Annotated in this window: 18 protein-coding genes; 8 read left to right on the forward strand and 10 right to left on the reverse strand. The window is 73.7% G+C overall.

Annotated features, from left to right (window positions below; genetic code table 11):
- Positions 1 to 22: 22 nt before the first annotated feature.
- Both galK and galT read right to left on the reverse strand, forming a co-directional pair.
- Entirely contained in the window at positions 23 to 1222 is a 1200-nt protein-coding gene (gene galK / locus ACFYZ4_RS04480) for a galactokinase (protein WP_390783020.1), read from the reverse strand.
- Positions 1219 to 2268 carry a galactose-1-phosphate uridylyltransferase gene (gene galT / locus ACFYZ4_RS04485; protein WP_390783021.1) on the reverse strand — a complete coding sequence of 350 codons (1050 nt, stop codon included), beginning with the start codon at positions 2266 to 2268 and terminating at the stop codon, positions 1219 to 1221. Before galT ends, galK begins: the two co-directional genes overlap by 4 nt.
- Before the next feature lie 80 nt (positions 2269 to 2348).
- Here galT and ACFYZ4_RS04490 point away from each other — a divergent pair, with 80 nt between their 5' ends.
- Positions 2349 to 3257 (forward strand): DeoR/GlpR family DNA-binding transcription regulator, encoded by a 909-nt coding sequence (locus ACFYZ4_RS04490; RefSeq protein ID WP_351293598.1) that lies wholly within the window; start codon positions 2349 to 2351, stop codon positions 3255 to 3257.
- Here ACFYZ4_RS04490 and ACFYZ4_RS04495 read toward each other — a convergent pair.
- Together ACFYZ4_RS04495 and ACFYZ4_RS04500 are read right to left on the reverse strand one after the other, a co-directional pair.
- Positions 3245 to 3859, reverse strand: coding sequence for a 2'-5' RNA ligase family protein (locus tag ACFYZ4_RS04495; RefSeq protein WP_384341366.1), 615 nt, complete (start codon positions 3857 to 3859; stop codon positions 3245 to 3247). The genes ACFYZ4_RS04490 and ACFYZ4_RS04495 overlap by 13 nt on opposite strands.
- 42 nt (positions 3860 to 3901) lie before the next feature.
- Positions 3902 to 4714, reverse strand: a complete 813-nt coding sequence (locus ACFYZ4_RS04500) for a crotonase/enoyl-CoA hydratase family protein (RefSeq protein ID WP_351587876.1) — start codon at positions 4712 to 4714, stop codon at positions 3902 to 3904.
- A 136-nt stretch (positions 4715 to 4850) separates the two neighbouring features.
- Here ACFYZ4_RS04500 and ACFYZ4_RS04505 point away from each other — a divergent pair, with 136 nt between their 5' ends.
- A complete protein-coding gene (locus ACFYZ4_RS04505) occupies positions 4851 to 5597 on the forward strand; it encodes a hypothetical protein (RefSeq protein ID WP_390783022.1) in 747 nt (248 codons plus the stop codon).
- Positions 5598 to 5612: 15 nt separating this feature from the next.
- On the forward strand, positions 5613 to 6410 hold the full coding sequence (locus ACFYZ4_RS04510) for a VOC family protein (protein ID WP_390783023.1): 798 nt from the start codon (positions 5613 to 5615) through the stop codon (positions 6408 to 6410).
- A gap of 39 nt (positions 6411 to 6449) precedes the next feature.
- On the opposite strand, the gene ACFYZ4_RS04515 is transcribed toward ACFYZ4_RS04510, so the two are convergent.
- The 4 genes from ACFYZ4_RS04515 to ACFYZ4_RS04530 form a co-directional block, all read right to left on the reverse strand.
- Complete coding sequence (locus ACFYZ4_RS04515; protein WP_351293586.1) at positions 6450 to 7265, reverse strand: ABC transporter permease; 816 nt, start codon at positions 7263 to 7265, stop codon at positions 6450 to 6452.
- On the reverse strand, positions 7262 to 8254 hold the full coding sequence (locus tag ACFYZ4_RS04520; protein WP_390783024.1) for an ATP-binding cassette domain-containing protein: 993 nt from the start codon (positions 8252 to 8254) through the stop codon (positions 7262 to 7264). Before ACFYZ4_RS04520 ends, ACFYZ4_RS04515 begins: the two co-directional genes overlap by 4 nt.
- A gap of 110 nt (positions 8255 to 8364) precedes the next feature.
- Positions 8365 to 9615, reverse strand: coding sequence for an erythromycin esterase family protein (locus tag ACFYZ4_RS04525; protein WP_390783025.1), 1251 nt, complete (start codon positions 9613 to 9615; stop codon positions 8365 to 8367).
- A gap of 96 nt (positions 9616 to 9711) precedes the next feature.
- The gene (locus tag ACFYZ4_RS04530) at positions 9712 to 11775 is read right to left on the reverse strand and encodes a SpoIIE family protein phosphatase (RefSeq protein ID WP_351293578.1); all 2064 of its coding nucleotides are present in this window, start codon (positions 11773 to 11775) and stop codon (positions 9712 to 9714) included.
- A 139-nt stretch (positions 11776 to 11914) separates the two neighbouring features.
- Between ACFYZ4_RS04530 and ACFYZ4_RS04535 the strand changes: the two genes are divergently transcribed.
- Complete coding sequence (locus ACFYZ4_RS04535; protein ID WP_351293575.1) at positions 11915 to 12334, forward strand: VOC family protein; 420 nt, start codon at positions 11915 to 11917, stop codon at positions 12332 to 12334.
- A gap of 206 nt (positions 12335 to 12540) precedes the next feature.
- Complete coding sequence (locus tag ACFYZ4_RS04540; protein WP_351293572.1) at positions 12541 to 12996, forward strand: GNAT family N-acetyltransferase; 456 nt, start codon at positions 12541 to 12543, stop codon at positions 12994 to 12996.
- 67 nt (positions 12997 to 13063) lie between these two features.
- On the opposite strand, the gene helR is transcribed toward ACFYZ4_RS04540, so the two are convergent.
- Positions 13064 to 15247: an RNA polymerase recycling motor ATPase HelR gene (gene helR / locus ACFYZ4_RS04545; RefSeq protein WP_390783026.1), complete on the reverse strand. Its 2184-nt coding sequence runs from the start codon at positions 15245 to 15247 to the stop codon at positions 13064 to 13066.
- A 550-nt stretch (positions 15248 to 15797) separates the two neighbouring features.
- On the opposite strand from helR, the gene ACFYZ4_RS04550 reads away from it, so the two are divergent.
- From ACFYZ4_RS04550 to ACFYZ4_RS04560, 3 genes are all read left to right on the forward strand, one after another.
- Positions 15798 to 16886, forward strand: coding sequence for a hypothetical protein (locus ACFYZ4_RS04550; protein WP_351293568.1), 1089 nt, complete (start codon positions 15798 to 15800; stop codon positions 16884 to 16886).
- 95 nt (positions 16887 to 16981) lie between these two features.
- Entirely contained in the window at positions 16982 to 18784 is a 1803-nt protein-coding gene (locus tag ACFYZ4_RS04555; protein WP_390783027.1) for an Ig-like domain-containing protein, read from the forward strand.
- 107 nt (positions 18785 to 18891) lie between these two features.
- On the forward strand, positions 18892 to 19290 hold the full coding sequence (locus ACFYZ4_RS04560) for a molybdopterin-binding protein (protein WP_390783028.1): 399 nt from the start codon (positions 18892 to 18894) through the stop codon (positions 19288 to 19290).
- A gap of 49 nt (positions 19291 to 19339) precedes the next feature.
- On the opposite strand, the gene ACFYZ4_RS04565 is transcribed toward ACFYZ4_RS04560, so the two are convergent.
- On the reverse strand, positions 19340 to 20815 hold the full coding sequence (locus ACFYZ4_RS04565; RefSeq protein ID WP_390783029.1) for a PucR family transcriptional regulator: 1476 nt from the start codon (positions 20813 to 20815) through the stop codon (positions 19340 to 19342).
- Positions 20816 to 21025 lie beyond the last annotated feature (210 nt).

Genomic DNA, 21025 nt, shown 5'->3' on the forward strand with positions numbered 1-21025 from the left:
GGCCGGTGGCCCCGGTCCCGCGCTATCGCGTCCCGGGGGCCGGTGCGAGGCGGCGGGCGCCCGCGGCGGGAGTGACCTCCAGGATGTGCGGGAGGCGGTGGCCGGCGGACCCGAAGGCGGCGGTGACCGAGGCGGCCACGGCTCCCTCCCGGCCGTCCTCCACCAGTGCGATGACGGAGCCCCCGAAGCCGCCTCCGGTCATCCGGGCGCCGAGTGCCCCGGCGCTCAGCGCGGCGCTCACGGCGAGGTCGGTCTCCGGGCAGGAGACGCGGTAGTCGTCGCGGAGGGAGGCGTGGCCCTGGGTGAGGATCGGGCCGAGCGCGGCGGCGTTCCCCTCCCGCAGCCGGGAGACGGCCTCGGTGACCCGGGCGTTCTCGGTCACCACGTGGCGGACCAGCGGGGCGAGTTCCGCCGGCAGGGCCTCCAGGGCCCGGGCGAGTTCCCCGGTGAGTAGGTCGCGCAGGGCGGGCAGGCCGAGCTGCGCGGCCGCGCGTTCGCACCCTGCGCGCAGGGCCGCGTACGCCCCGTCCCCGAGGTCGTGGGTGACGCGGGTGTCGATCACCAGGAGCCGCAGCCCCTGCCCCCGCAGGTCGAAGGGCACCTGCGCGTGGTCCTCCGGGGTGCGGGCGTCGAGGTGGAGGGCGGCCTCGGCGGTGCAGCAGACGGAGGCCATCTGGTCCATGATCCCGCAGGGGACTCCGGCGAAGCCGTTCTCCGCGCGCTGGGCGGTCCGGGCCAGTTCGGGCCCGGGCAGCCCCAGTGCGTACAGCTCGTCGTACGCGACGGCGACCGCGCACTCCAGCGCGGCGGAGGAGGAGAGCCCGGCGCCGGTGGGCACCGTGCTGTCGAAGTGGAGGTCGGCGCCCCCGACCGGGTGGCCCGCCTCGGCGAGGGCCCAGACCACACCGGCCGGGTAGCCGGTCCAGCCCTTCACGGCGCCCGGGGCCAGCCCGGCCACGGCCAGGTCCGTGATCCGGCCGTCGCCCTGCGCGCTGTGCAGCCGCAGCCGGCCGTCGGTGCGGGCGCGGGCGGCGAGCAGGGTGGTCTGCGGGAGGGCCATCGGGAGGGCGAAGCCGTCGTTGTAGTCGGTGTGTTCGCCGATCAGGTTGACCCGGCCCGGCGCCGCCCACACCCCGTCCGGGGAGCCGCCGTAGAGCCTCCGGAAGGTGTCCGCCACCCGCTCGGCCCGGCTGTCGTCGTCCTGCCGCACGGTCCCGTTCACGACAGGGCCTCCCGAAGTCGCCGCGCGGCCTCCTCGGGGGCCACGTCGTTGATGAAGGCTTCCGTTCCGGACTCCGTTCCGGCGAGGAACTTGAGCTTGTCGGGAGACCTGCGGATGGTGAACAGCTCCAGGTGCAGCGCCAGTTCCTCGCCCTGGGTGCGCGGCGCCTGGTGCCAGGCGGAGACGTACGGCGTGGGAGGCGGTCCCTCCGGCCGCCCGGGTACGGGGAACAGCCGGTCGAAGCGGCGCAGCAGGTCCAGGTAGATGCCCGGGAACTCGGCCCGCTCGGCCTCGGTGAGGCAGGTCAGGTCGGGGACGCGGCGGTGCGGGTGGAGGTGCACCTCGTACGGCCAGCGGGCGGCGTACGGCACGAAGGCGGTCCAGTGCTCCCCGGCGGTCACCACCCGCTCGGTGGCGGCGCGGGCACCGGCGAGCAGGTCCTCGAAGAGGTTGCGTCCGGTGGCGGCGCGGTGGGCGGCCGCGGCGGCGGTCATCTTGGCGGTGCGCGGCGTGACGAAGGGGAAGGCGTAGATCTGGCCGTGCGGGTGGGCGAGGGTCACCCCGATCTCGGCGCCCCGGTTCTCGAAGCAGTACACCTGCTCGACGCCCGGGAGGGCGGAGAGTTCCGCGGTGCGGTCGGTCCACGCGTCCAGGACCAGCCGGGCGGCGGCCGGGGTGAGATCGGCGAATCCGGCCTCGTGCTCCGGGGTGAAGCACACGACCTCGCAGCGTCCCGCCTCGCCCGCGAGGGAGGGGAAGCGGTTCTCGAAGACGGCCACTTCGTAGTCGGCGGCGGGGATCTCGCCGAGCCGGCCGTCCCGGGAGGGACAGAGCGGGCACTCCCCGGCCGGCGGGTGGTAGGTCCGGCCCTGCCGGTGGGCGGCAATCGTGATCCAGTCACCGGTCGCCTCGTCCCGGCGCAGTTCCGGGTGGCTGCGCACGCGGTCGAGGGGGCGCAGGTCGGGGGCGTCGCGTACGGCGCCCTCGTCGTTGTCGAAGTAGATCAGTTCGCGGCCGTCCGCGAGGTGCGTGAGGGTCTTCTTCACCCGCCAAGACTAAACAGTTTCCAAAACAAATCAACAGCATTGTGCGTGCTATGTTGTTGCTTTCTGAGTGGATTCCCCAGATGCCCGGGAGTGACCTCGTGGCCGAGCAGCAGGCCGCGCAGCTGGCCCATCAGCGACGCGCGTTCATCCTCGACGCCGTCCGGCGCGACGGCTCGGTACGGGTGGCGGACCTGGTCGGACAGCTCGGCGTCTCGGACATGACGATCCGCCGGGACCTGGACGCCCTGGCCCGGCGCGGCGCCGTGGAGAAGGTGTACGGCGGGGCCGTCGCCACCACCGGGGCCAGCGGGCACGAGCCCGGCTTCGACGCCAAGTCCGATCTGGAGGCGGCCGCCAAGGCCGCCATCGCGGACACGGCCGCGACCCTGGTGGAACCGGGCAGCGTGGTCGCGCTCTCGGGCGGCACCACCGCGCACGCGGTCGCCACCCGGCTGCTCGGCGTCCCGCGGCTCACGATCGTCACCAACTCCCTCCCGGTGGCCGATCTGGTGCGGGCCGCCGGCCGCGACGGCGCGGGCACGGCCCCCACCCTGCTGCTCACCGGCGGCTCCCCCACCCCCTCGGCCGCGCTGGTCGGCCCGCTCGCGGACCTGGTGATCGGCTCCCTCCATGTGGACCTGCTGATCCTCGGGGCCCACGGGGTGGCGGAGGAGGCGGGGCTGACCACACCCAACCTCACGGAGGCCCAGACCAACCGGGCCCTGGTCGCCTCGGCCCGCCGGATCGCCGTCGTGGCCGACCACAGCAAGTGGGGGGTGGTCGGGCTCAGCGGTTTCGCCGCGCTGGACCGGGCCGACTGGTTCGTGACCGACGCGGGCATGCCGGCGTCGGCCCGCGCCGTCCTCACGGAGACGGTGGGTGAACTCCTCGTCGCGGGCGAGGAGCCCGGCGAGGACCGCGACCGGGATCACGACGGGGGGCGCGGCGGGGATCACGGCCGGGGCCACGGCCCGGATCACGCCGAGTAGGGCTGATCGCCGTGCCAGTGGAGTGCGCCCGTGCCCAGTCGGATCGTGGCGCGGGGCCGCATGGGCTCCTCGCCCCTGCGGGCGAGCAGCACGATCGCGTCGACCCGCGCCGCCATGCCGTCCAGTCGGGCCGCGCACTCCGCGGCCAGCCGCCGCGGGTCGTGGGTGCGCCCCAGTGACAGGTGCGGCGTGAAGGACGGGAACCGGCCCCGGCATGCGGGGAAGGGCTCCACCAGTGCCTCCTGGAGCGCCGTCCAGGGGGCCGGGCCGGCCGCGGCGGGGTCCAGCCACACGGTGGCGTAGGCGCGGTGCCGGAAGGTGCGCACTCCGCTCAGGCGGACGGAGAACGGCCGGATGCCGGCGGCCGCGGCGGCCAGCAGGGGGGCCGCCCCGGCGAACTCGTCCTCGGGGACGAAGCCGAAGATCAGGTTCACGTGCGGGGGCCAGCGGCGGATCTGGGGGTCGTGCTCGGCCCGGATGCTCTGGATGGGGGGCCACAGTCCGGCCGGCGGAAGCCACACGACGGCGGTCCGGGGCGTGGGAGCCACCCCGAGGAATCCGGGGACACCGGCTCCGCCCCCGGTGGTCGGGAACCCGTTCACACGCCCATGATGCCCCCGCACACCGGCCGGGGGCCGCGCGGCTCAGCCGGTGAAGGAGCCGTGCCGCCCGGCGCCGCCCGCGAACCGGTCGGCGCCTGCCTGGGTCTCCCCCGCGGCGAGCGGAACGAGGCCGTGCCGGTACTCGGCGGCCAGGGCTTCCGCCTCGCCCAGCCCGTGCTGTTCCCGTACGGAGAGCCGGTCGTGCCGCAGGCACAACTGCGGGAACCCGGCGATCTCGTGGGCCAGCCGCTCCGCCGCCCGGCGGGCTTCCCCGGCCGGTACGAGGCGGTTGACCAGCCCGATCCCGTACGCCTCGGCGGCGGTCACGGGGCGGCCGGTGAGGATCAGGTCCATCGCGCGGCTCTCGCCGATCAGGCGCGGCAGCCGCACCGTACCGCCGTCGATCAGCGGCACGCCCCAGCGCCGGCAGAACACGCCGAAGGTCGCGTCCTCCTCGGCGACGCGCAGGTCGCACCACAGGGCCAGTTCGAGCCCGCCCGCCACCGCGTGGCCGCTGACCGCGGCGATCACCGGTTTGGTCAGGCGCATCCGCGTGGGGCCCATCGGCCCGTCGCCCTCGGCCAGGACCCGGTTGCCGCGGTCGGTGCCGACGGCCTTGAGGTCCGCGCCCGCGCAGAACGTACCGCCCTCGCCCCACAACACGGCGACGGACGCCTCCTCGTCCTCCTCGAACGCACGGAAGGCATCGGCGAGTCGGGCCGCGGTCGGGCCGTCGACCGCGTTGCGGACGCCGGGGCGGCTGAGGATCACCGTACGGACCGGGCCGTCGCTCTCGATCCGGACGGCAGCCGGGTCGGCGGGCGTCGTCCCCGGTGTCTCGGAGGTCGTGGCCACGGCGGAACTCCCTGGGTCGTGTGGGGTGCGGACGCCCACTCTGCAGCAATCGCGCGGGCGGCACGAGAGGGCGGCGGCCGCCCGGACTGCGCCCGCCGCCGCGCGGACCTACGCTGCCAGAGGGAGGTGATGCCCGATGTCTGCACCCCGGGCAGCAGCGGCCCGATGCGCGGCCGCCGGAACCGTCACTCTGCTGGTGTTCGCGGGCCCGATCACAGGCGCCGCGAGGGCCGATGACAACGGCATCGCCGACAAGAGCGCCCCGGCCATCGCGGCGGCCGCCCGCGAGGCCATGTCGGGGCTCACGTCGATGCGCATGGCGGCCAAGGTGACCGACGGGGCGGGCACCACCGCTCTGGACCTCCGGTTCGACGCGCGGGGCAACTGCGTCGGCACCGTCACCCCTCCCGGCGGTACGGGCACGGCCGACGTCGTCAAACGCGGCGACGACGTGTGGATGAAGCTGGACGACGAGCTGCTGCGGGCCCAAGTGCCGGGCGGTACGGCCGAGGACGCGATCGCGCTCATCAACGGCCGCTATCTGCACGGCACCACGAGCAGCCCGGTGCTGAGCGACTTCGCCGAATTCTGCGATCTCGACTTCTACAAGAAGGAGTTCGCCTCGAAACCGGCGAACGAACAGCTCGACAAGGGTGCGCGGACCACCGTCGACGGCCGGCCGGCCATCACCGTCAACAGCCGGCAGGACGACCGGACGGGCAGCTACCAGGTGTCCACCGAGGACGAGCCGTACCTCCTGCGCATCCAGGGCACCGACGCGTCCGGCGAGCGGGTGGAGGCCTCCTTCTCCGCCTTCGACGAGCCCGTCCGGGTCAAGCCCCCCGCCCCCGCCGACTCGGTCGACCTGTCCGAGCTCCAGTAGCGAAAGGGATCGACCATGATCACCACTGACTTCGTCCCCGGCTCCCCCTGCTGGATCGACCTCGGCGCTCCCGACGTCCCCGCCGCCGCGGCCTTCTACGGCGCCGTGCTCGGGTGGGACTACGAGTCCATGGGCGAGAGCGAGGAGATGGAAGGCGGGATGTTCCGGAAGGACGGCAAGATCGTCGCCGGGCTCGGCAAGCTCACCGAGGAGGGAGCCCGCCCGGCCTGGATGATCTACTACAGCGTCGCCGACGCGGACGCCGCGACCCGGGCCGTCGAGAGCGCCGGCGGCAGGGTGCGCGTGCCGCCGAGGGACCTCGACGAGTGGGGGCGGATGGCGCAGTACGACGACCCGCTGGGAGGCCAGTTCGCCGTGTGGCAGCCGGGCAAGGACAGCGGGGTCCAGCTGGTGGACGAGCCGGGGTCGCTGTCCTGGACGGAGCTGTACACGAGCGACGCCGCGGCCGCCAAGGAGTTCTACGGCGGTCTCTTCGGCTGGCGGTTCAGCGACATGCCGCTGCCGGGCGGCGGGGGCACGTACTCCCTCATCACCCCCGCCGGGCTTCCCGAGGAACGCATGCACGGCGGCCTCATGGAGCTGCCCGAGGAGCACCTCGCCCTGACGGGCGGGCGGCCGTACTGGCACCCGGTCTTCGCCGTCGACGACTGCGACGCCGCGGTCGCCCGGGTCACCGGGAACGGTGGCAGCGTGCAGATGGGCCCGGAGGACGCCGAGGGCGTCGGCCGGCTCGCCGTCTGCCTCGACCCGTCGAACGCGGACTTCGTCCTGCTCGCCCCGGCCGCGAGCTGAGCCCGCGAACACCGCGCCTCCGCTCCGGAGCCCGCTTCCTCAGGCCCTGGAACGGTACGCGCGCATGCCCAGGGGCATGAAGACCACGGCGATGCCCGCGGCCCAGACCAGGGACCACATGATCGCCTCGCCTGCCGGGGTGCCGAGCAGCAGGCCCCGGAAGGCGTCCGACAGGTGAGTGACGGGGTTGACGTTCACCCAGGCCTGGAGCCAGCCGGGCATCGTGTCGACCTCCACGAACGCGCTGCTCGTGAAGGTGATCGGGAAGATCAGCGTGAAGGCGAAGACCTGCACCTTCTCCGCGTCGCCGGCCAGCATCCCGATCAGTACCGCCGTCCACGCGACGGCGGCGGCGAAGGTCAGCAGCAGCAGGAGCCCGCCGAAGAAGCCCGCGGCGCCCCCGGTGACCTCGAAGCCCAGCAGGGCGCCGAGGCCGATCATCAGGAGCATCGCCCAGAGCTGTTTGGCCAGGTCGGCCGTGATGCGGCCGAACAGTGGCGCCCCGCGGGCGATGGGCAGACTGCGGAGGCGGTCGAAGACGCCCTTGGTGAGGTCGGTGTTCAACGCCATGGCGGTGTACGTGCTCATGAAGAGCGTGTTCTGGACGATGATCCCGGCGAGCGCGTACTGGAGGTACTCCTGCGGGGATCCGGCCATCTGTCCGCCGAAGACGTAGGTGAACAGGAACACGAACATGATCGGCGAAATGCTGTAGTCGACGAGTTCCAGCGGGTTGTGCTTGACGGAGACCAGGCTGCGCCACGCCAGCGTCCCCGTCTGCCGCAGGGCCGCCAGGGGGTGCACCCGGCCGCTGCCTCCGAGGGTGTCGGTCAGGGAGGTGGAGGCGGTGGTCATGACAGGCTCCCCGCGGCCGCGTACTGCTCGTCGTCGCCCTCGCCCTCCTCGGGCTCCGGCTCGGCCCGGTGGCCGGTCAGGACCATGAACACCTCGTCGAGGGACGAGCGCCGCAGGGTCAGCTCGGCCACGGCGATGCCCGCCTGGTCCAGTCGGCGCACCACGCTCGGCATGAGCTCCGGGTCCTTGACGGGCACGGTGATCTCGTCGCCCTCGATCTTGGCCTGGGGGCCCGCCTCCTCCGTGAGCAGGGCGTGCGCCGGGCCGAGGTCGGCGGCATGGGCCGGCCTGAGCTGAAGCACTTGGCCGCCGACCTGCGACTTCAGCCCGTCGGGCGTGCCGTTGGCGATCACCCGGCCCTTGTCGATCACGACGATGTTGTCGGCCAGCCGGTCCGCCTCGTCCAGATACTGCGTGGTCAGCAGGACCGTCACCCCCTCCGCGACGAGGGTGCGCAGCATGTCCCAGACCTCGCCGCGGCTGTGCGGATCGAGACCGGTGGTCGGCTCGTCCAGGAAGAGGATCCGGGGCCGCCCCACCAGGCTGGCCGCCAGGTCGAGACGTCGTCGCATGCCGCCCGAGTACGTCTTGGCGGCCCGTCCCGCCGCGTCGCTCAGCTGGAAGCGGCCCAGCAGTTCCGCCGCCCGGGCCCGGGCCTGGCCGCGCGGCAGGCCGAGCAGCCGCCCGATCATCAGCAGGTTCTCCGTGCCGGTGAGGTTCTCGTCCACGGCTGCGTACTGGCCCGTCAGCCCGATCAACGCCCGGACCCGGCCCGCCTGCCGCACGACGTCGTACCCGCCGATCTCCGCGCGCCCGGCGTCCGGCTGCAGGAGGGTGGCGAAGATGCGGACGGCGGTGGTCTTGCCCGCGCCGTTGGGGCCGAGCAGGCCGAGGACGCTGCCGGCCGGCACCTGGAGGTCCACACCGGCCAGGGCACGGGTCTGCTTGAACCGCTTCGCCAGACCTTCGGCCTGGATCGCGTACCTCATGGAGATCACCTCGGACGCGGGGTACGTGCTGCCGCTTCCCTCAACTGTGACGCACACCACTGACGGGGGCGATGCGGTCGACCGCGAGCGCGGCCCCTGTGGGCGTGGGATCAGGCCAGGGGGCGGGAGCAGGTCGACTTCGCCACGAAGGCGAGGCCGTCGTACTCCTCGGCGGGTACGAGCGGTGCGACGTGGAAACGGTAGGTGAACCGGGGGACGTTGGCGCCGAAACTGCGCTGGAGGCCGGGCCCGTGCAGCCACTTCCGCACGGCGGGCGCCGCCTTCGCCTCCCCGCCCCGCAGGTCGACCAGGTAGTCGCCCGGTGCGGCGGCCGCCAGCCGGTATTCGACCGAGCGGCCGGCGCCGCCGATGCGGTGCCGGACCGCCGGGCCGGTGGAGCCGATGCCCCGGCGGGCCCGGAACCGGCCCTTCCCGAAGAGCAGGCCGAGTGCGTAGTAGGCCTCGCCGTGGCGGCGGTGCAGCAGGCTCCCGAGTGCGGGCACCCCGGCCCCGTACGTGCCCTTCGCGATGTGCCCGTTGTGCGCCCATACGGCGACCCGGTCGCCGGTGCCGTCCACCAGCGCGTCGACCGCCCCGGCCATGTGGCGGTCCCGGACGGCGTACAGGCTCTCCTCGCCGGGGCCGGGGTCCAGCGGCCGGGTGATCAGATCGGCGCAGCGGACCAGGATCCGCGCGTGCCGGAGCGCGTCGTCGGCCGCCTCGGGACTCGTGCGGGCGGCGAGGCCCGCCCGGTGCTCCTCCAGGAAGCCGGCCAGCTCACCCGCCTCCTCGTACAGACGCCGGGCCCGGTCCGGCCGCGCCCCGGGCCGGGAGGCGGCGAGCGAGCGCAGGCTCTCCCGTACGGACGCGGCGGTCGCGGGCGCGGCCCGCTCCAGGAAGGCGCCGATCGCGGCGGCGGAATCCGCGCAGCGCTGCGGGTCGATGCCGACGAAGCGCACCCGCTCGGCGGCCGGGACCGTGCGGTTGTGTTCCCGCATCCACTCGACCATCGCGAGGATCTCGTGGGTCCGCCAGGTCCAGAAGTCCAGCCGGGAGACCAGTCGCCCGGCATCGCCCGCGCCGCCCGCCACATACGCGTCCACGGCCAGGGCCGCCGATTCACTGGCTTCCATCGCCAGCGCCCTGAATCCCATCTCGCGTACCAGGAATTCCAGCAGCCGGTGTTTGAGCAGGAAGAACTCCCGTGTGCCGTGCGTGGATTCACCGAGGCCGACGACGCGCACGCCCTTCAGGACCTCGCGCAACGGCTGGAGGTCCTCGTACGGTTCGCCGGCGGACAGGGTGGTGAGGGGCAGTGCGTGCGCGGACAACCAGCGCGTGATCTCGTCGGAGTCGGACAAGTGCGGTCTCCTCGGCCGTGGGGTACGGCAGCCCCCACTACGGCTGTCGCGCTTCGGCGGGGGCCGCTCCTGCCGTCGGGTGATCGTAGTCCGCGTTCACGGGGTGCGGTGGACCCGGGCGAGGACGAGGACGGTGTCGTCGGTCGGCGGGGCGGACAGCAGGCCGGCGAGGGCGCGGTCCGCCCTCTCCTCCAACGAGCCGCGGCCCCCGGCCAGTTCGGTGCGCAGGGCGTCCAGGCCGGCCTCGATGTCCCGGCCGCGCGCTTCGATGAGGCCGTCGGTGTAGAGGACGAGGATCGCGTCCTTCGGCAGTTCGACCTCCGTCGCCCGGAAAGGGCAGCCGCCGACGCCGAGCGGGACGCCGAGTACCTCGCCGATGGTCTCCACGGTGCCGTCCGGGTGGAGCACCAGGGGCGGCGGGTGGCCGGCGCTGGCGATGCGGGCGCGTCCGCTGCGCGGGTCGTAGACGATGTACAGGCAGGTCGCGAGCTCGATGTCGCTCTCCCGGGCACATGCGTCGAGCTCGGCGAGCAGGTCGTCGGGCTCGCTGTCGTGCCGGGACAGGGCCTGGGTGGTGATGCGGAGGCGGCCCATCGCGGCGGCCGCCGTCACGCCGTGCCCCATCACGTCGCCCACCACGAGCGCGACCCGCCCGTCGGACAGGTTGATCACGTCGTACCAGTCTCCGCCGACCTCGGTGATCCGGCTGCCGGGCACGTACCGGTGGGCCACGTCCACGTACGGGCTGCTCGCCAGGGCGGTGGGCAGCAGCGCCCGCTGCAGGGTGAGGGCGATGTCCTGGACGCGGGAGTACAGACGGGCGTTGTCGAGGCAGATCGCGGCGCGCGAGGCGAGCTCGCCGGCGAGGTTGACGTCGTCCTGGGTGAAGGCCGGCCGGTCCGCGGACCGGCCGAACATGGCGATGCCCTGTACGGTGCCGCGGGCGATGAGCGGGGCGACGAGGACCCCGGCCACCCCGCTCTCGGCGAAGAGGCGTGCGCGCGACTCGATGGCGACGGTCCGGGCCAGGAACTCCTCGTCGACCACGGCGGAGACGGCGCGTCCGGTGGCCAGCATGTCGTGCATGACGGAGCCGGGCGGGTACCGGACCTTGTCGACGCCGCTCACGAGCTCGATCGCCGACCCGGGGAGGATCGTCCCGGAGGCGATCCTGCGGGTGTACAGGGGCCGCGCCGGGTCGAAGTCCTCCGACTCGTCCATCCATTCCACGACCTCGACCACGGCGCCGTCGCAGAAGTCCGGCATCGACGCGTCGACCAGTTCCTGGGCCGTCTGGTTCACGTCGAGGGTGGTCCCGATGCGCGTGGAGGCGCCGTCCAGCAGGGCGAGCCGCCGGCGGCTGGCGGTGGCTTCCAGGATGGCCTGTTCCCGGTCCGTCACGTCGACCATCAGTCCGCCCACCCCGGGGCGCGAGCCGACCGCCTCGCTCAGGGGGAAGAAGCTCACCGACCGCACCTGGTCACGGTCGGGATGCCCCTGCGGGCGCGTGCCCACCAGCGCCCCGACGACCGGTTCGCCGCCCCGGGCCACGGCGCGGAGCATGCGCTCGTACTCGCCCCCGTCGGACATGATCATGATCTCGTCCATGCGGCGCCCGAGGTGCGCCTCGATCGGCAGGCCGTCCATGTCGGCGAGCACCTGGTTGAGGTGAACGTACCGGAGGTCCGGGTCGAGCATGACCAGACCGATCGGGCAGGTCTCGAAGAGGGCGTCGAGGAAGGCGAGGTTGGTCTTGACGCGGTCGAGTTCGTCGCTGCGGCTCGCCAGGCCCATCACCACCGGACCGCTGCCGGCTCCGGTGACGGGGAAGACCCGGAAGCCGCAGTCGAAGGCCGTGCCGTCGCGGTGCCGGGCCGCCAGCTGGCCCCTCCAGTACCCGAGGGTCCGGCCGTTCTCCGCCAGCCGGGCGCCGGAGACGGATTCGCCCCGGATCTCGTCGGCGAAGAGGAGGGCGGCGGGCTTCGACAGGATGGCGGCGGAGTCGTACCCGAAGAGCTCCCCCGCGCCGGGCCCCCAGTAGCAGACGAGGCCGCGGTCGTCGATGCCGAAGACGGCCACGCGCACGTGCTCCAGCAGCGTCCCCGGCTCGGACCAGAACGGGCCGTGAGCCTCCTCGCCCCCCGGCCGAGCCGATGGCACGAGACGACCCCTTCCGCCCGTCGATACCTCCACCCATTATGCGGACGCCGCCGTGATTGTGCGGTGGCGGGCCGTGCCCTCGGCGGGGCTTCGCCTAATCTGGCAAAAAACTGCCACATCTTTGCGAAGGGGAAATCCCGTGCCTTCTCGCCTCAATCCGTACATCAGTTTCAACGGCAATGCCCGGCAGGCCATGGATTTCTACAAGGGGGTCTTCGGCGGCACCCTGACGGTGAACACGTACGGTGACTTCGGCAGCGGGAAGGAGGCCGGGGGCTCCGACGACATGATCATGCACAGCATGCTCGAGACCGACCACGGCTTCACGCTCATGGGCGCCGACAACCCGCCGGGGTCGGAGAACCAGCCCGGGAACAACATCTCGGTGAGCGTGAGCGGCGACGAGGCCGACGAACTGCGCGGCTACTGGTCCAAGCTCTCCGCCGGCGGCACGGTCACGGTCCCGCTGGAGAAGCAGATGTGGGGAGACGTCTTCGGCATGTGCACGGACCGCTTCGGCATCATCTGGATGGTCAACATCGTCCAGCCGCCCGCCTGACCCGCACCGCCGGGTCCCGTCCGGACGGCTCTAGCAGAGTGGCGCGGTGGGCCACCCGTCCACCGTGGCACCCCGGCGGCCCGTCGTGCTCCACCCCGGCACCTGACCCGGCCGCCCGGCTCCCGCATGATCGGTTCCCTGCACCCGGAGGAGGAGCGCGTGCGCTCCTCCCCACCGCGTTCCTTCGATCACGGGAGCCCCGCCACATGTCCGACATCAACGTGCGTGCCGTACGGGCCGAGGACTTCGCCCAGTGGCGCGCCCTCTACCGCGGTTACGCCGACTTCTACAAGGTGGAGCAGACCGAGGAGGCCGCCGCCACCGTGTGGTCCTGGGTGACCGACCCCGGCCACGAGGTCGGCGCCCTGGTCGCCGAGGACGGCTCCGGCCGCCTCCTCGGCCTGGCCCACTACCGTCCCTTCGCCCGGCCGCTCTCCGCGACGGTCGGCTGCTTCCTCGACGACCTGTTCGTGGCGCCCGAGCACCGCGGCTCGGGCGCCGCCGACCAGCTGCTCGGCGCCCTGCGCGCGCTCGCGGCCGAGCGCGGCTGGAGCGTGGTCCGCTGGATCACCGCGGACGACAACCACCGCGCGCGGTCGAAGTACGACCAGGTGGCCACCCGCACCATGTGGGTCACCTACGACATGGCACCCGGCCGCTGACCCGGCACGGGGGCCGTGGACGGGCCGCCGCCCACGCCCCGGCGGTCCGTCCGGCACCCATGAGGACCTAGGAACTCGTGAGGATGACGAGCTGCTGTGTCGCGCGGGTCATCGCCACGTAGCGGCTGACGGCTCCCTCGACGCCCTCGCCGAACGTCTGCGGGTCGATGAGGACGACGAGGTCGAATTCGAGCCCCTTCGTCAGTTCCGGCGTCAGCGACCGGACGCGCGACGTCGGCCGGACCGCGCCGTCGCCGCCGACGTCGCCGACGTCGCCCGTGGTGATGACACAGGCGACCCCCTCGGCGTGCGCGGCGAGCCAGGTGTCGAGGACCGAGTCCAGCTCCGCGACGGAGCCGTGCGCGACGGGGATGCCGCTGCCGCGGATGGAGGTCGGCACGTTGGCGTCCGGAAGCGCGGCGCGGATAGCCGGCTCGGCGTACGCCATGACCTCTTCCGGCGTGCGGTAGTTGACGGTCAGGGAGGCCACGTCGATCCGGTCGAGCCCGACCCGTTCGAGCCGTTCCCGCCACGACTCCGTGAACCCCTGGCGGGCCTGGGCGCGGTCGCCGACGATCGTGAAGCTCCGGGACGGGCAGCGCAGCAGCAGCATCTGCCACTCCGCGTCGGTCAGTTCCTGGGCCTCGTCGACGACGATGTGGGCGAACGGGCCGGCCAGCAGGTCCGGTTCGGTGCGCGGCAGCGCGCTCTCGTCGACCAGGGTGTCCTGCAGGTCCGCTCCGTGCAGCATCCCCACCGCGCCCTCGCTCTCGTCGAGCACGACGTTCTGCAGCAGGCTGTCGATGGCGTCGGACCGGCGCGCGCGTTCGGCGGCGACGGCCGCGTCGTGCCGGCGCCTGCGTACGGAGGCCTCCGCGTCGCCGAGCCGCTGCCGGGCCGCGTCCAGGAGCGGCAGGTCGGACACCGTCCAGGGGTGGGTGTCCGTGCGCCGGAGCGCGCGCACCTCGTCGGGGCCCAGCCAGGGAGCGCACTTGCGCAGGTAGGCGGGCACCGACCACAGGTCCGCGACGAGGTCGGTCGCCTCGAGCATCGGCCAGGCCCGGTGGAGGGCCTTGAGCAGCTCCCGGTCCTGGAGCAGCGCCCTCCGCAGCAGGTGGGGCGGGGCGTCGCTGTCGTCCTTGTCCATGAGGATCGTGGCCAGTTCCTCCCGGATCTGGTCGTGCGCCTCGTTGTGCGGGGTGCCGGACTCCACCGCGTCGAACGCCACCGCCCAGTCGTCGGCGCTCAGCCACAGGTCGGACCAGGGCGTCTCGACCTCCATGCCCTCGGTGGGCGGCTCCTCATAAATGCGGACGGCCGCCTCGATCGCCTTCACCAGGCCGGCGGACGACTTCAGCCGGGCCACGTGCGCGTCGGTCTCGACCGCGGCCGCGGCCCCTTCGGTGACGAGGTCGCGCAGGGTGCAGGTCTGGACGCCCTCCTCGCCGAGGCTGGGCAGGACGTCGGCGACGTAGGCCAGGTAGGGCTCGTGCGGACCGACGAAGAGCACGCCGCCGCGGCGGTGGCCGAGGCGGGGGTCGGAGTAGAGCAGGTGCGCGGCCCGGTGCAGGGCGACGACGGTCTTGCCGGTGCCCGGTCCGCCGTCGACGACGAGGGCGCCGCGGGAGCCCGCCCGGATGACGGCGTCCTGGTCGGCCTGGATGGTGGAGAGCACGTCGCGCATCCGCGGCGAGCGGTTGGTGCCCAGGCTGGCGATGAAGGCGGACTGGTCGTCGAGCGCGGCGTGCCCTTCGAGCCCGTCGGCGGTGAACACCTCGTCCCAGTAGTCGCTGATCCGGCCGCGGGTCCAGCGGTACCTGCGGCGGCTCGCCAGCCCCATCGGATGCGCGTGCGTCGCCGCGAAGAACGGCTCGGCCGCGGGGGAACGCCAGTCGATCAGCAGCCGGTGCCCGGTGCTGTCGGTGAGGCCGAGGCGTCCGATGTACACGGGCTCGGCGTCGTCCGCGCCGACGACGTGCCCCAGGCACAGGTCCAGGCCGAAGCGGCGCAGGGTGCGCAGGCGACTCGTCAGGCGGTGGATCTCCGCGTCCCGGTCCATCGCCTCGCGGCCGATGCCGCCGGGCGCCTTGCGCGCGGCCTCCAGGCGGTCGGACAGTTCGGCGATCGACTGCGCGAGGCTCTCCGAGATCGCCGCGAAGTGCTGCTCGTCGCGGTCGATCAGCGCCGCGTCGGCCTTGCCGGAGAGGCGCTCGGGAAGGTCGAACGCGCTGGTTGTGGTCAGGGAGTTCACGGCATCAGCTCCGATCCGAGGTCGTACGACGGACAACTCGACAACAGCACACACACGTGGTGGATCTCCCGTTTCAGCAGGTCGGAGCTCGGTCCGCGAAGTCTGCCTCAGGGCGGGGGCCTTGCCGCAAGCCCCCCGGTGCGCTATAAGTTGAGAGTGGCAAGGAGTGGTTCCACCTCCTCGCCACTTTTTCTTTGCCCTCGCGGCCTCCCACCTTCTCGGCTCGTCGCCACCGCGCTCCCGCATCGCTGCCGCCGCGCTCCGGCACGCCCCGGACCGCGCTACTGGTGAGTACCGCAGTTGCCAGGTTAATTCCGGGAATCCGCCTCACTTGCAGGCTTATCTGACTGATACATTCCGCAGGCGCAATCCGCATGCCCGTCAGCTCACGGCGGTCCACGACCTGGTCCGCCCGGCTTCCCCACCCCCTTCGCCGCCGCGCTCGCAGGGGTGCCCCTGGCGCTCCCCCACGGCCCCGCCCGCACCGCGACTCCTCCGTGCGCCCCGGGCCGCCTCCAAGCCGAGATCCACTCCGAAAGGGACTTTTCCGATGAGGAACACGAGGAACATGCTGCTGCGGCGCCCCGCCGCGGGGAAGGCTCTGGTCGTGAGCGCCCTGCTGGCCCTGTCCATACCGGGAATCGCCTACGCCAACACGGTCGGCGTGACCGTGAAGACCCCCGGGGCCACCGCGGGCCCCGGATCCGCCTTCGCCGAGATCTCCACCAACGCGGCCTGCAGCAGCGGCCTGATCTCCGGCGGCGGTATCAACCAGGCCATCGGCACCGGCAGTTCGTCGAACGGCAACAAGATCAACGGCACCTCGCCGAGCCCCGACGGCAGCACCGAGTACCTCGGCTCCACCGGGGTCGTCGGCACGGACGTGACGTACTGGCTGGGCATCGGCGGCAGCGGCGGCGCGGTCAACGCCTCCTTCTCCAGCACCCCGTATGCAATGTGCTTCAGCAGCAGCCTGATCAACCACACCCAGGTGGTGATGAACAAGGTCGCCGGACCCACCGCCCCCTCGACGGTGGGCCTCGTCACCGCGACCTGCCCGGCCAACACCCGGCTGCTCGGCGGCGGCGCCCGCATCACCCCGGCCAGCGTGGGCAGCCTCAAGCCGATCGCCAGCTTCCCCACCTTCAACGACTCCGCCCACGCCTTCGGCCAGAAGGCGGCGGCCAACGGCGAGACCAACCCCGACTCCTGGAGCGCCGTGGGCTGGAACGGCGGCGGCGGTGACAGCGGCAACACCACGTACGCGTACGCCATCTGCAGCGGCAACAACATCAACATCAGCGGCACCACCGTCAAGGTCCGCTTCTCCGAGGTCAGCGGCCCCACCGCCGGCACCAGCGGCGCCACCGTGACCGTCGGCTGCGGCCAGAACGACGGCAAGCTGGTCAGCGGCGGCGCCGCGATCAGCGGAGGCAGTGTCACGACCACGAACTTCACCGGGCCGGGCTCCCAGGGCGACCACCTCAACGGCAGCTACCCCAGCGACTCCGGGGGCAACCCGGTCACGGACGGGACCACCACGGCCTCGTACTGGTCGGCCTTCACCCACACCGGAGCCCCCAGCTCCCCGAACACCTACTCCGACGCCTGGGCGCTGTGCGCCGACGACGGCATCTGAGCCATGCGCAGGTCGCCGCAGCCGGCCACCATCGTGGCCGGCTGCGGCCCCGCACACCCGTCTCTCAAGTACCCCCGTTTGGAACCCTCTTGAGCATGTACCGATCGAAGATCCTCAAGGCTGCCGCCGCGGCCGGCCTGCTGGCCGCCGCCTTGGCGCCGCTGCCCGCGACGGCCGATCCGGCGGCTCCGACCGCCGCCGGCCCCTGCGGCGCGGGCGGCGTCTTCACCGCCGCCCCGCCCAGCTGCACCTACACCACCGTCGGCACGGACACCTTCACCGTCCCGGCCGGGGTGAGCGCGGTGACGGTCGACCTCTTCGGCGCCGAGGGCGGCAGCGCGGCCGGCTTCGTCCTCCCCAGCCCCCCGAACGACGGTGCGCCCGGCGGACTGGGCGGCGAGACCCGCGCGGACGTGGCCGTCACACCGGGCCAGAGCCTTCAGATCACCGTCGGCGGTGTCGGCAGCTCGGGGACCTCCCGGCACGGCGAGTTCGCCCGGCCGGGCGGCCGCGGCCACGGCTCCGGTGGCGGCGGCGCCCACGGCGGCGGCGGTTCCGGCGGCGGCGCGAGCGACCTGCGTACGGGCGCCTTCGGCGGCGCCGACCGGATCCTGGTGGCCGGTGGCGGCGGAGGCGCGGGCAACGGCGGGCCGCTGCTGCACGGCGGCCACGGCGGCGGGCTCGAAGCGCAGCCCGGCGGCCAGGGCGGCGGCCCGGCGGGCTCCGGCCTCGCGGGCGGCGGTGGCACCCAGTCCGCCCACGGCGCGGGCGGCCCCCGCAACAACACGGTCGGCGCGCCGGGAGGCGCGGGCAGCGACATCGACCAGTACGGCAGCCAGCCCAACCCCGGCAGCGGCGGCTCCGGTGGCAACGGCGGCGGGGGCGGCAACGGCGGCGGCGGGGGCGGCGGCGGCTACTTCGCCGGCGGCGGCGGTTCCGGCGGCGGTCGGCCCGGCGATCTCGCCGGGGCCGGCGGCGGCGGGGGCAGCAGCTACGCGGCGCCCTCCGCCACCCGAGCCACCCTCGCCCAAGGCGTCAACCACGGCAATGGCAAGGCGGTCGTCTCCTTCCGGTACGGGGCCTCGCTCGCGGTGGCCGCGGACACGGCCACCCCGCTCTTCGGGCACGCCGTCACCCTGACCGCCACCGCCACCTCGGCCGGTCCCGAGGCGGCCGCCCCGGGCGGAGCGGTCACGTTCTTCGACGGGACGACCCCGCTGGCGAGCGTGCCGCTGGACGCGGGCCGGGCGCAACTGCGCACCGGCGCGCTCCGGCCCGGCGCCCACCCGATCACCGCGACGTACGACGGCGACACGAGCCACACACCGGCCGCGACGGCCGCGCCTTTCCCGGTCACGGTCGGATTCAGCCGGCCCTGCGTCACCACCGCACGCGTCGGCGCCCTGACCGTGCGCGCCGGGGAGGCGCTCTGCTTCACCTCCGGCGGCAGCCAGACGGGCCCGGTCACGGTGGCGCCGGGCGGGTCCCTGGCCCTTTCGGACGCCCGCGTCACGGGACCCGTCTCCGCCGACGGCGCACTCGCCCTCAGCGTCTGCCGCTCGCGCCTGACCGGCCCGGTCTCGGTCACGGGCACCACCGGTCAGGTGCTGATCGGCTCGCAGGACGAGGCGACGGGCTGCGCCGGCAACACCGTCCAGGGGCCGCTGAGCCTCATGGGCAACACCGGCGGTCTCCAGGCCTCGGCGAACACCGTCACCGGACCGGTGCGGATCAACGGCAACAGCGGCAGCGGCCTGCCGGCCGAGGAGAGTGTCCCCGCGTTCCGGTCCAACCGGGTCACCGGGCCGCTGCACTGCGAGGGCAATGAGCCGGAACTGGCGCAGACGGGCACGGTCGTCACCGGCCCCCGAACCGGCCAGTGCCGCCAGGCGCGGTAGCGGCCTGCGGCAGGGAGGAGTACGGCGAGGTACCCGGGTCCGCCGGCCCGGGTGCCTCGCCGCATCCCGCCCGGCGGGACCGGCGGGGCACCCCCTATGCTGCGGGCGTGCCGTCGTATTCCATGGGGCAGGCCGCCCAGTTGCTGCGCGTGAGCCCCGAGACCGTCCGCCGGTGGGCCGATACGGGACGACTGCCGGCCGGCCGCGGCACGGACGGGTCCCGGATCGTCGACGGGGTGGTCCTCGCCGCCTTCGCCAAGGACCGTGCCGCCGGGCTGCATCCCCTGCCGTCGGGCACGGCCGTCACGTCCGTCCGCAACTCCTTCGCCGGGATCGTCACCGCCGTGCGGCTCGACGACGTGGCGGCGCAGGTGGAGATCCAGTCGGGGCCGCACCGGGTGGTGGCCGTGGTGACCAGGGAGTCGGTCGAGGAGCTCGGCATCACGGTCGGGGCGACGGTGACGGCCCGGGTGAAGTCCACCGAGGTCCACATCGACCTGACGTAGCCGGGCCCGTCCGCCGGGTGCCACGCCGTCCGCCGGGCGAGGTGCCCGGTCACCCGCAGCGCAGCGCCGCGTACAGGTCCAGCTTGTGGTCGAGGCGGGACAGGTCGCGGCGCGTCAGGGCCTCCACCCGCTCGATCCGGTAGTGCACGGTGTTCACGTGCAGGTGGAGCGCCTCCGCCGTGCGCGCCCAGGAGCAGTTGTTCGCCAGGAAGACCTCCAGGGTCTCCCGGAGCATCCCGTCCCCGAGCGCCCCCAGGATCCGCGTCGCGAACACGGACCGCACCTCCGGCGGGACCCCCGCCATCAGCTCGGCGAGGGTGTCCAACTGCTCCACCTCGCGCACCGGGACGGCCTCGTCCGCCGCGGTCAGCGCGAACCGGGCCTGGCTGAGCGAGGCGCGCAGCCCCTCCGCTCCCGCGGCCTTGGCGCCCACGCCCAGCCGGAGGTCCGCCTGCGGGCCCCCGCACTGCCGCAGCAGCGGCCACACCGCGCGGAGCCGGTCCGCCGCGTCGCCCGCGCTGTCCGGGCCCTCGTGCAGCACCGCCACCGAACGCCCCACCGCGTACGAGGCGTTGTCCAGGTGCCGCAGGCCCTCCGCCAGCGCGTCGCCCGAGGTCGCCGTCAGGACCCGGTACGACCCGCCCGGGGGCAGCCCGGCCGCCGCGAGCGCCTCCTCCAGCGCCCCCGTGTCCGCGGGTGCGGGGCCGGGGCCCGACGGGATCCCCTCCAGCAGGGCGATCAGCTCCTGTCCGGCCAGCCGGTCGGCGGCGGCCCGGCGCGCCTGGCCGCCGCGGCACTGGGCGAGTACGTCGGCGATCTCGTGGAGCACGCGCGGAGGCGCCGCGTCCGGGTCGGGGACGTGCAGCTGCCAGGCGTCGTACGGGGAGCTCTCGGCCTCGATCCGCAGCCAGACCCCGCCCCGCGCGGAGGCGGCCGACGCCCGGGCGGCGGGGAGCTCGGGCGCCGACTCGGTACGCGCCACCGTGCGGCCGCTCGCGGTGAGCAGGTAGCAGGACACCCGGCCCAGGTGCGCGCAGGCCCGGTCCAGCAGTTCGGCGGGGCCGGCCCCGCCCTCGACGAGCCGGCTCAGCTCGCCGCGCACGTTCTCGGGCAGGGCGAAGAGCCTCGTCGGGCGCCGGCTCAGGTCGCCCCACTGACGCAGGTACACCGCTTCGGTCACCGCCCGGAAGCTGGTCCGGGCCGGGACGGCCACGATCGGCACCCGGTGGGCCCGGCAGGCGGCCACCAGCGCGTCGGGGACCCTCCCGTGGGTCTCCTCCCCGGCCAGCAGTGCGGTGGCGCCGGCATCGGCGAGGGCGGTGACGAAACGATCCGCCTTGGCCTCGTCCCCCTCCGACCACCACACCAGACCGCTCAGCACGAGCTCCCCGGGCCCCAGGAACCGGCCGGGCTCCTCCAGGTCGGTGGCGGTGACCCCGACGACCTCTTGGCCGAGAAGGGCTTCTTCTCCCCAGAGCAGGCTGAGGCCGAGGCTGTCGAGCTGGAGCAGGTCGAGGACGTGCATGGCGGGGGACTCCTTGCGATGGGCATGCCCACATTCGCGAGGTGAACAGAGGCTGGGCCATCGTAAATGCTAGGCGATGCACCCGGTGAGCCTCTTGGTTGATCCTCCAGGGCAGACCCCGGCGGCCTCGTTCGTTTCCGTGGCCGGGACCAGTCGTTTCGCCCCTGGTCCCTTGCTTCACTGGCGGAAACACCCCTGTGACCGGAAAGG

It is taken from the genome of Streptomyces sp. NPDC001513, assembly GCF_042894695.1.
In the GTDB taxonomy this organism is placed as follows: Bacteria; Actinomycetota; Actinomycetes; order Streptomycetales; family Streptomycetaceae; genus Streptomyces.

Excerpts from the sequence above, each read along its gene's own strand:
- ACFYZ4_RS04515 (WP_351293586.1), bottom strand. The coding sequence starts at position 7,265 with ATGACCACCGCCTCCACCTCCCTGACCGACACCCTCGGAGGCAGCGGC.
- ACFYZ4_RS04510 (WP_390783023.1), top strand. The coding sequence starts at position 5,613 with ATGATCACCACTGACTTCGTCCCCGGCTCCCCCTGCTGGATCGACCTC.
- ACFYZ4_RS04505 (WP_390783022.1), top strand. The coding sequence starts at position 4,851 with ATGTCTGCACCCCGGGCAGCAGCGGCCCGATGCGCGGCCGCCGGAACC.
- ACFYZ4_RS04540 (WP_351293572.1), top strand. The coding sequence starts at position 12,541 with ATGTCCGACATCAACGTGCGTGCCGTACGGGCCGAGGACTTCGCCCAG.
- ACFYZ4_RS04550 (WP_351293568.1), top strand. The coding sequence starts at position 15,798 with ATGAGGAACACGAGGAACATGCTGCTGCGGCGCCCCGCCGCGGGGAAG.
- ACFYZ4_RS04565 (WP_390783029.1), bottom strand. The coding sequence starts at position 20,815 with ATGCACGTCCTCGACCTGCTCCAGCTCGACAGCCTCGGCCTCAGCCTG.
- ACFYZ4_RS04490 (WP_351293598.1), top strand. The coding sequence starts at position 2,349 with ATGCCCGGGAGTGACCTCGTGGCCGAGCAGCAGGCCGCGCAGCTGGCC.
- ACFYZ4_RS04520 (WP_390783024.1), bottom strand. The coding sequence starts at position 8,254 with ATGAGGTACGCGATCCAGGCCGAAGGTCTGGCGAAGCGGTTCAAGCAG.
- ACFYZ4_RS04555 (WP_390783027.1), top strand. The coding sequence starts at position 16,982 with ATGTACCGATCGAAGATCCTCAAGGCTGCCGCCGCGGCCGGCCTGCTG.